Source organism: Pseudomonas sp. HMSC065H01 (assembly GCF_001815235.1).
In the GTDB taxonomy this organism is placed as follows: domain Bacteria; phylum Pseudomonadota; class Gammaproteobacteria; order Pseudomonadales; family Pseudomonadaceae; genus Pseudomonas; species Pseudomonas aeruginosa.
Map to the genome: position 1 here is coordinate 455,024 of NZ_KV819937.1, position 9,202 is coordinate 464,225.

A 9,202-nucleotide genomic window follows, 5' to 3' on the forward strand; every position below is an offset into this window, starting at 1 on the left:
TTCCGCAATGCGACAGGAAAGGGATCACAACAAGCACCAGCAAGGGCCTTGCCAGGTCGATGCGGGACGCCTGTACCGGGAAAACGGGGCCATAGGGGTGTAACAAAATATTGCAGCGCGCCAGGTTGGTGCGCAACGACTTTTTTGCCGCACCGGAAAGGTGCGCGCGCGTCTAGTCCGCGGACGAACGCCGAGCCGGAGGTCCGCTGGGGAGGTGCGGGGTCAGCCGGGCAGGCCGTGCCAGTGCTTGCCGCCGATCATGATGAAACGCAGCTGGTGGGTGATCTTCGCGGCCGGCATCAGGTGCGGCGGCAGATCGGCGGCGGGTGGGTCGATCAGCTCCGGAAGGGTGGCGAAGACGGTCTTCACCACCAGGTCGGCGAACACGTCGAGGGCCGCGCCGTCGAGGTGCGGCATCTTGTTCAGCAGCGCCAGGTCGGCGGCCAGATCGTCGGTGATGCGCTGGCGCAGGCTGGCGATGGCCTGGCGGATCGGCAACGAGCCGCCGTATTGCTCGCGGGCGAGGAAGAGGAACTGCGAGCGGTTGGCGCCGACCGCGTCGAGGAAGATGCGCACCGAGGCGTCGATCAGCCCGCCCAGTTCGAACTCGTTGCGGCGCACCGCGCGCAGGGTGGCGCGGAAGGTCTCGTCGACTTCGGCGACCAGCGCCAGGCCGAGCTGGTCCATGTCGCTGAAGTGCCGGTAGAAGCCGGCCGGGACGATGCCGGCGGCGCGCGTCACTTCGCGCAGGCTGAGGCTGCCGAAGCCGCGCCCGCTTTCCATCAGGTGGCGCGCGGCGCTCATCAGCGCGTGGCGGGTCTGCTGTTTCTGTTCGGCGCGGGGTGAGGACATACGGCTTCCTTTGGCGGACCGGCGACTGTAGCAAAAGCCCTGCGACCCGGTCGAACCGGGGACGGCAGCGGTCGAAGGATACATCAGTGAACGCTTGTTGACTCGATTGCGCGGAACGGGCAAAGTTTTGTGAACGATCGTTCACTGAAATATTTTCCATGGCCTTGCTTCCCCTCGCGCTCCTGACCCCTTTGCTCGCACCCCTGCGCCGTCTCGCCGCCCGTGGCTGGCTGCGTGAGGCCGATGTCGACGGCCTGCTGCGCCACGCCCATCCGCTGGCGTCGTTGAACCGCCACTATGCGCGGGTCGAGGCACGCTACTGGGTGGCCGACGATATGCTCGCCCTGGCCCTGCGTACCGCCCCCGGCTGGCCGCCGGCGCGGCCGGGCCAGCACATCCAGCTGCTGGCGGAGCGCGACGGGGTGCGGGTCGGGCGCAGCTACAGCCTGACCCGGGTGGTCGGCGAGCGCCTGGAAATCGCCGTCAAGCGTCACCCGGACGGGCTGCTCTCGCCCTGGTTGTGCGAACACCTGGCGGTCGGCCAGCGTGTCGAGTTGCAACCCGCGCAAGGCGATCTGCGCTGGCCGATGCAGGCCGAGGCGGTCTGCCTGCTGGCCGCCGGCAGCGGCCTGACGCCCTTGCTCGGCCTGCTCCGCGAGGCGCTGGAGAACGGCTATCGCGGTCCCGTGCTGTGGCTGCACTACGTCCGTCATCCCGGCCAGCGCGCCTGGCTCGGCGAGCTGGAGGCGCTGGCGGCGCGCCACCCGAACCTGGAGTTGCGCTGGAGCCTGACCCGCGGGGCGCGGGCCGATGGCTGCCTGGAGGGGCATTTCCAGCCGCGCCACCTGGACGGCTGGGCAGCCGACCTGGCACGCAGCCAGGCCCTGGCCTGCGGGCCGGCGGCTTTCGTCGAGGCGGTGGGCGAGCAACTGGGGGCACGCTTCGCCGGCTTGCAGACGGAATCCTTCAGCGTCCCGCGCTGGCGCAGCGGGGAGGCGCCGCGCGAAGTGCGCCTGCGCTTCGCCCGGTCGCAGCGGGAAGTCTCCGGCGACAGCGCCGCCAGCCTGCTGGAACAGGCCGAGGCCCACGGCCTGCGCCCGGCCCACGGTTGCCGCCAGGGCATCTGCGCCAGTTGCACCTGCGTCCTGCTCAGCGGCTGCGTGCGCGACCTGCGCAGCGGCGCGCTGTGCAGCGAGCCCGGCCAGCCTATCCGCCTCTGCGTCAGCGCCGCCCACGGCGACCTGGCGCTGGACCTGTGAACCGACCTGCGAGCCCTGCGATGCGCGACGACCGCGAACTGACCCCGGAACAACTGGCGGCCTTCGGCGCCGAACTCGATGCCCTGCACCTGCGTACCCTGGCCGATCTCGGCGCGGACGACGCGCGCTACATCCGCCGGGTCCGCGCGGCGGTGCGCGTCTGCTGCTGGAGCGGCAGGGCGCTGCTGATGTTCGGCTGGCTGCCGCCGACCTGGCTGCTCGGCAGCCTGCTTCTCGGCCTGGGCAAGATCCTCGAGAACATGGAGCTGGGCCACAACGTCATGCACGGCCAGTACGACTGGATGAACGATCCGGAATTCGCCGGCCGCGCCTACGAGTGGGACATCGCCGGGCCGTCCGACTTCTGGCGGCACACCCACAACCATATCCACCACACCTACACCAACGTGCTGGGCAAGGACGACGACGTCGGCTATGGGGTCGTGCGCCTGTTCCCGGAGCAGCGCTGGAAGCCGTTCTACCGCTGGCAACCGCTGTGGGTGACGCTGCAGGCGCTGCTGTTCCAGTACGCGGTGGCGATCCAGCATCTGCGCCTGGACAAGTACGCCAAGGGGCGCCTGGACAAGGCCGAACTCATGCCGCTGCTACGCCGCCTGCGTGCCAAGCTGGGTCGCCAGTGGACCAAGGACTACCTGCTGTTCCCGCTTCTCGGCCTGTTCGCCGGCGGCTTCGGCGCGGTGTTCGTCGGTAACCTGCTGGCCAACGTGCTGCGCAACCTGTGGACCTTCACGGTGATCTTCTGCGGCCACTTCACCGAGAAGGCGGTGGTCTTCCCGCCCTCGGTGCTGGAGGGAGAGACCCGTGGCCACTGGTACCTGCGCCAGTTGCGCGGCTCCAGCAACCTGGAGGGCGGGCCGCTGTTCCACATCCTGACCGGCAACCTCAGCCACCAGATCGAGCACCACCTCTACCCGGACCTGCCGGCGCGTCGCTACGCCGCGTTGTCCCGCGAGGTCCGCGAAATCGCCCGGCGCTACGGGCAGACCTACAACAGCGGACGCCTGGGACGGCAATTCCTCACTGTCTTGCGGCGCATCTGGGTATATCGGCTGCCGCCGCGCGAGCCCCTCCCGGCGGGGCGCGGCTGAGCCGACGGAACGCTCGCGGCGCCCGTGGCGGGGCCGCTCCGGAGCGGGGATAATGCCGCCCTGTGCACCGCGACGTGGCTTCCGGCCGCCGCGTGGCGTCGGAGTCTCGCCGAACGCAGGACGGCCTGCGCCCGCGATCGGCCAGCAGCGTCGATCCTTCCCGAATCTAACAATGCTCGGCGGATGCCGGCCGTGGGGCCCGTCCGTCCAGGAACCGTCATGTTCAGCCCGCTCGTCACCTTTCCCGCGCTCTACACCGCCACCCTGCTCATGCTGGCCGGCTCCGGCCTGTTCACCACCTACATCGGCCTGCGCCTGACCCAGGAAGGCGCAGGCGACCTGTGGGTCGGCGGGCTGATGGCGTCCTACTATTTCGGCCTGGTCTGCGGTGGAAAATTCGGACACAAGCTGATCGCCAGCTTCGGCCATATCCGTTCCTACGTGGCTTGCGCCGGGATTGCCACCGTGACCGTGCTGCTGCATGCCCTGGTCGATCAGCTGGAAGTCTGGCTGCTGCTGCGCTTCATCACCGGCGCGGTGATGATGAACCAGTACATGGTGATCGAGAGCTGGCTCAACGAGCAGGCCGAGAGCCACCAGCGCGGCAAGGTGTTCGCCGGCTACATGGTCGCCGTCGACCTTGGCCTGGTGCTCGGCCAGGGCCTGCTGGCGCTGAGCCCGACCCTCGACTACAAGCCGCTGCTGCTGGTCGCCATCTGCTTCGCCTCGTGCCTGATCCCGCTGGCCATGACCCGGCGCGTGCACCCGGCCAAGCTGGTCGCCGCGCCGCTGGAAGTGCGTTTCTTCTGGCAGCGCGTGCCGCAGGCGCTGGGCACCATCTTCATCGCCGGCCTGATGGTCGGCGCCTTCTACGGCCTGGCGCCGGTCTACGCCAACCGCAACGGCCTGGATGCCTCGCAATCGAGTTTCTTCGTCGGCATGTGCATCGTCGCCGGCTTCTGTGCGCAGTGGCCGCTGGGCTGGCTGTCCGACCGCCTCGACCGCAGTTGGCTGATCCGCGGCAATGCGGTGCTGCTGTGCCTGGCCTCGATCCCGATGTGGGGGCTGGTGACGCTGCCGTACTGGTTGCTGCTGGCCAACGGGTTCGTTACCGGCATGCTGCTGTTCACCCTTTATCCGCTGGCGGTGGCGCTGGCCAACGACCACGTCGAGCAGCCGCGCCGGGTCGCGTTGTCGGCGATGCTCCTGACCACCTACGGGGTCGGCGCCTGTATCGGTCCGCTGGTGGCCGGCGCGCTGATGCGCCACTTCGGTCCGGGACTGTTCTACATGCTGGTGTCCGGCTACGCGGTGCTGCTGGTGTTCTGGGTGCAGCCCAAGCGCGTCACCGGCGAACACCGGGTCGACGAGGCGCCGCTGCAACACGTGGCGATGCCGGACACGGTCAGCCCGATGGCCGCCACCCTCGACCCGCGCGTCGAGGAAGTGCCGGAGGAGCTGGTGGTGGAGGCGCCGGCGAATATCGGCCGCTCCGACGGCGAGCCGGACGCCGGCGAGAAACCCGCTCAGTCCTGAGCCGGGAACGCCAGGTCGAAGCGGATGCGTCCCGGAGCCGGTGCACTCGCTTCGGCGCGGCCGCCGTGCAGGCGCATGATCGCCTGGACGATGGCCAGGCCGAGACCGCTGGACTGGGCGTCGCTGCGCGCGGCGTCGCCACGGTAGAAGCGGTCGAACAGGCGCGACAGCGGCTCGGCCGGCAGCCTGTCGCAGGCGTTCTCCACGCTCAGCAGGAATTCCCCCGAGCGGCGCAGGCCGCGCACTTCGATCAGGCTGTCGGCGCTGGCGTAGCGGATGGCGTTGGCCAGCAGGTTGCTCAGCGCCCGGCGGAACAGTTGCGGATCGGCGCGTAGCTGGCCGCTGACCTGGACGTCGAGGCTCAGCCCACGTTCCTCGGCCAGCCCTTCGAAATACTCCGCCTGGCGCCGCAGTTCTTCGCCCAGGTCCAGGCGGCTGCGCTCCACCGCTGCCCGTACGTCGTCGGCGCGAGCGAGGAACAGGATGCTCTCGACCATCCGCGCGATGCGCTCCAGCTCTTCCTGGTTGGAGGCGATCAGCGCCTGGTACTCCTCGTTGCTGCGCGGCTGGCGCAGGGCCACCTGGCCGTGGCCCATCAGCGAACCGATGGGCGTGCGGATCTCATGGGCGAGGTCGGCGGAGAACTGCTGCAGACGCTGGTAGCCGTCGTCTAGGCGTTCGAGCATGGCGTTGAACGACTGTGCCACCTGCTGCAACTCGGCAGGCGCGGCGGCGACGTCGAGGCGGGTATCCAGGCTGGTCGGATGGATCTCCGCCGCCTTCGCCGCCAGCGTGCGCAGCGGGCGCAGGCCGTGGCGCAGGACCAGCCAGCCGAGCAGGGCGGTGCCAAGGAACGCCAGCAGCACGGCGGCGATGACCCGGTCGCGGTACTGGGCGAGCATCCGCGTCTCGCCCAGCAGCAGGTGTGCGGCGGTGATCTGCAACGGCTCGCGGCCGCCGACCAGGACCTCGGCGGCGAGCACGCGCATCGGGATGCCGTCGTGGGTCAGCGCGGCGTGCACGACGGACGGATTCAACGCCTGGCCGGCGGCGACCACCCGTAGCGACGGCAGGCGTTCGTGGCGCGGGTTGACCGCGACGATCGGCGCCTCGCCGGGCTGACCGAGGAGCAGGATGTCCTGCTCGTTGCCGAGCATGTTCTCGAACAGACGCGGGCGCGCCTTCAGCTCGGCCAGGGTGAGGTTGTCGCGCAGCAGGTTGCGGAAGTGCTCGACCCGGCCGGCGACCATCACGTCGCTGCGCCGCAGCATCGCCTCTTCCACCGAGCGGTACAGGTAGAAGCCGACCGCGCTGACCACCAGCGCCGCCACCGCGGCGAACAGCAGCGCCGCGTAGAGGGTCAGGGAGCGGCGGGCGGGCACGGGCGCTCCTCGCAGACGTAACCGATGCCGCGCACGGTATGGATCAGCTTGTTCGGGAAGGGATTGTCGACCTTGGCGCGCAGGCGCTTGATCGCCACGTCGACGACGTTGGTGTCGCTGTCGAAGTTCATGTCCCAGACCTCCGAGGCGATCAGGGTGCGCGACAGCACCTCGCCCTCGCGGCGCATCAGCAGGTGCAGGAGGGCGAACTCCTTGTTGGTCAGGGCGATCACCTGCCCCTGGCGGCTGACCTTGCGCCGCAGCACGTCCAGCTGCAGATCGGCCAGTTGCACCTGCTCTGCTTCGCGGACCACGCCGCGGCGCAGCAGGGTACGGATACGCAGCAGCAACTCGGTGAAGGAGAAGGGTTTCACCAGGTAGTCGTCGGCACCCAGTTCGAGGCCGCGGATACGGTCTTGCAGCTGGTCGCGGGCGGTGAGGAAGAGCACCGGCACATCGTGCTTCTTGCGCAGCACTTCCATGATCTGCCAACCGTCCAGGCCGGGCAGCATCACGTCGAGGACCACCAGGTCGTAGCGGTTCTCCAGCGCCAGGTAGAGACCGTCGGCGCCGTGCTGCGACCAGTCGACCGCATAGCCCGACTCGCCGAGGCCCTTCTTCAGGTACTCGCCGGTCTTCGTATCGTCTTCGATCACCAGGATGCGCATGTCTCGTTCCCCCTCGTTCGCCGCCATTCTAGCCAGCGCGCGGCGCGGATTCGGTGACATTTTTGTCATGCGAAAGTCATCTCCGGGTACCGCCGGCGGGGCGACCATCGAGGCTCAACCCCACCGAGGATCGACCGATGCTTCGACTCAAGGCTTCCCCCGCGCTGTTCTTCGGCCTGCTCCTGGCCAGTGCCGCCAGCTTCGCCGCGCAACCGCCTGCGGGCATGCTGCAGCCGCTGCGCGGCACCATCCAGCAGGCCGCCGACGACCACCTGCAACTGAAGGCCCGCAACGGCCAGCAACTGACGGTCAGACTCACCGACAAGACCGCGATCCGCGCCGTGTCGCTGGCGAAGCCGGAGGACATCCAGCCCGACAGCTTCATCGGCACCGCCGCCGTGCCGCAGCCCGACGGCACCCTGAAGGCCCTCGAGGTGCATGTCTTCGCCCCCAGCCTGCGCGGCAGCGGCGAAGGCCACCGGCCCTGGGAGAACGCCGATGGCAGCGCCTCGACCATGACCAACGGTACGGTCGGCAACCTGGTGGTCAGCCAGGGCCGGCGCATGACCGTGAAATACGGCGATGGCGAGAAGACCGTGGTGGTGCCGGACGACGTGCCCATCGTCAGCCTGGAGCCGGGCGAGCGCAGCCTGCTCAAGCCTGGCGCCAAGGTCGTGCTGTTCCCGCAGAAGGGCGCCGACGGCAGCCTCACCGCCCTGGCCATCTCGGTCGGCAAGGACGGCGTGACCCCGCCGATGTGAGGTTTCGCCGGGACGGCGCGTCCGTCCCGGCCGGGTTTCCTGGGAGAAAAGCCATGAACCGTGCGTTGCACGCCTGGCCGGTGAGACTCTGCCACTGGCTCAATGCCTATGCCATGGCCTGCCTGATCGGCAGCGGCTGGGGCATCTACAACGCTTCGCCGCTGCTGGATTTCCGTTTTCCCGCCTGGGCGACCCTCGGCGGCTGGCTCGGCGGTTCCATCGCCTGGCATCTCGCCGCCATGTGGCTGCTGCTCGGCAACGGCCTGTGCTACCTCGCCTACGGACTGTCCAGCGGGCATTTTCGTCGCGACTTCCTGCCTTTGAGCGCGGCCGGCGTCTGGCGCGACCTGCGCCTCGCCCTCGGCCTGCGCCTGGTCCATGAGCCGGGCCGCTACAACGCGGTGCAGCGCCTGCTGTACTGGCTGGTCCTGGCGCTCGGTGCGCTGCTGGTGCTGTCCGGGCTGGCGATCTGGAAACCGGTGCAACTGCACGGGCTGACCGCGCTGTTCGGTGGCTTCCAGGGTGCGCGCTGGGTGCATTTCCTGGCCATGGCCGGGGTCGTCGGGTTCGTCGTCGTGCACCTGCTGCTGGTGCTGTTGGTGCCGCGCACCCTGCTGCCGATGATCATCGGACGCGAGTGGCGGCGCGGACGGAGGAGCGAAGGATGAAGGGGCCGGAGAAGAAGCGCGCGAAGATCGCGGTCGACCCGTCCAGCGAGCGGCAGATGGTCGATTTGCAACGCCGCCTGCTGTTGCGCGGCGGCCTGTCCCTGGGCGCCCTGGCGATGCTCTCGGGGTGCCGGCTACAGGATGGCGATTCGGTCGACAAGGTACTCTGGGCCATGTCGCGCTGGAACGACCGGGTCCAGGCCTGGCTGTTCAGCCGTACGCGGCTGGCGCCGACCTTCGATCCGTCGCAGGTGGCCTCGCCGTTCCCCTTCAACGCGTTCTACCCGGCCTACAACGTGCCGGAGATCGACCTGCCGGAATACCGCCTGCAGGTTTCCGGGCGGGTCCGCGACAAGCGCCCCTGGAGCCTGGAGCAACTGCGCCGGCTGCCGCAGGCCAGCCAGGTCACGCAACTGATCTGCATCGAGGGCTGGAGCGCGATCGGCCAGTGGAGCGGAGTGCCGCTGCGCACCTTTCTGGAGCTGGTCGGCGCCGACACCTCGGCGAAGTACGTTGGCTTCAAGTGCGCCGACCGCTACTACTCCAGCCTCGACATGCCCAGCGCGCTGCATCCGCAGACCCTGCTGGCGCTGGAGATGTCCGGGCAGGCGCTGCCGGAGGAGAACGGCTATCCGCTGCGCCTGCGGATTCCCACCAAGCTCGGCTTCAAGAACGCCAAGCACGTGGTGGAGATCTTCGTCAGCAACAGCAATCCCGGAGGTTACTGGGAGGACCAGGGCTACAACTGGTTCAGCGGAGTCTGAGGCGGGAGAGTGCGGCTTGCCTCGGGCCATGCGCCCAGCGCGACAGGGATGGGAAAATAGGAAAGCCCGGCATCGAGCCGGGCTTTTCTCGCGCCTTGCGGCGTAGCGAGCGGTCAGGCGGTGCGCAGGTCGAAACGGCTCATGCTGCGATGCAGGCGGTCCACGGTCTGTTCGCTGCCGTTGTCGGCCAGGCGGGCTTCGGC

9 protein-coding genes and 1 pseudogene are annotated in these 9,202 nt (G+C 69.0%); 6 read left to right on the top strand and 4 right to left on the bottom strand.

Going from position 1 to position 9,202, the window contains the following annotated elements; translation table 11 throughout:
• Positions 1 to 222: 222 nt before the first annotated feature.
• A complete protein-coding gene (desT, locus tag HMPREF3014_RS31545; protein WP_003107570.1) occupies positions 223 to 852 on the bottom strand; it encodes a TetR family transcriptional regulator DesT in 630 nt (209 codons plus the stop codon).
• A 158-nt stretch (positions 853 to 1,010) separates the two neighbouring features.
• On the opposite strand from desT, the gene HMPREF3014_RS31550 reads away from it, so the two are divergent.
• The 3 genes from HMPREF3014_RS31550 to HMPREF3014_RS31560 all read left to right on the top strand — a co-directional run bounded on the left by HMPREF3014_RS31550 (position 1,011) and on the right by HMPREF3014_RS31560 (position 4,756).
• Entirely contained in the window at positions 1,011 to 2,111 is a 1,101-nt protein-coding gene (locus HMPREF3014_RS31550; protein WP_003123551.1) for a ferredoxin reductase, read from the top strand.
• Positions 2,108 to 3,220, top strand: a complete 1,113-nt coding sequence (gene desB, locus HMPREF3014_RS31555; RefSeq protein WP_004352579.1) for a fatty acid desaturase DesB — start codon at positions 2,108 to 2,110, stop codon at positions 3,218 to 3,220. Before HMPREF3014_RS31550 ends, desB begins: the two co-directional genes overlap by 4 nt.
• Positions 3,221 to 3,439: 219 nt before the next feature.
• Positions 3,440 to 4,756 carry an MFS transporter gene (locus HMPREF3014_RS31560; protein ID WP_003095519.1) on the top strand — a complete coding sequence of 439 codons (1,317 nt, stop codon included), beginning with the start codon at positions 3,440 to 3,442 and terminating at the stop codon, positions 4,754 to 4,756.
• Here the strand turns inward: HMPREF3014_RS31560 and HMPREF3014_RS31565 are convergent.
• A complete protein-coding gene (locus HMPREF3014_RS31565) occupies positions 4,747 to 6,138 on the bottom strand; it encodes a sensor histidine kinase (protein ID WP_003099516.1) in 1,392 nt (463 codons plus the stop codon). The two genes, HMPREF3014_RS31560 and HMPREF3014_RS31565, sit on opposite strands and share 10 nt — an antisense overlap.
• Positions 6,117 to 6,806, bottom strand: a complete 690-nt coding sequence (locus HMPREF3014_RS31570) for a heavy metal response regulator transcription factor (protein WP_003095515.1) — start codon at positions 6,804 to 6,806, stop codon at positions 6,117 to 6,119. Before HMPREF3014_RS31570 ends, HMPREF3014_RS31565 begins: the two co-directional genes overlap by 22 nt.
• Before the next feature lie 137 nt (positions 6,807 to 6,943).
• Here HMPREF3014_RS31570 and HMPREF3014_RS31575 point away from each other — a divergent pair, with 137 nt between their 5' ends.
• Genes HMPREF3014_RS31575 through HMPREF3014_RS31585 form a run of 3 tightly spaced genes read left to right on the top strand, consistent with a single transcriptional unit; the run spans position 6,944 to position 8,999 of the window.
• Positions 6,944 to 7,567: a hypothetical protein gene (locus HMPREF3014_RS31575; protein WP_003116116.1), complete on the top strand. Its 624-nt coding sequence runs from the start codon at positions 6,944 to 6,946 to the stop codon at positions 7,565 to 7,567.
• A 53-nt stretch (positions 7,568 to 7,620) separates the two neighbouring features.
• Positions 7,621 to 8,235: a cytochrome b/b6 domain-containing protein gene (locus HMPREF3014_RS31580; protein WP_003095511.1), complete on the top strand. Its 615-nt coding sequence runs from the start codon at positions 7,621 to 7,623 to the stop codon at positions 8,233 to 8,235.
• Positions 8,232 to 8,999, top strand: coding sequence for a molybdopterin-binding protein (locus HMPREF3014_RS31585; protein ID WP_003099511.1), 768 nt, complete (start codon positions 8,232 to 8,234; stop codon positions 8,997 to 8,999). The genes HMPREF3014_RS31580 and HMPREF3014_RS31585 overlap by 4 nt, the downstream gene beginning before the upstream one ends.
• Positions 9,000 to 9,112: 113 nt before the next feature.
• Here the strand turns inward: HMPREF3014_RS31585 and HMPREF3014_RS35275 are convergent.
• Positions 9,113 to 9,202: pseudogene (locus HMPREF3014_RS35275) on the bottom strand (hypothetical protein); the annotation flags it as partial.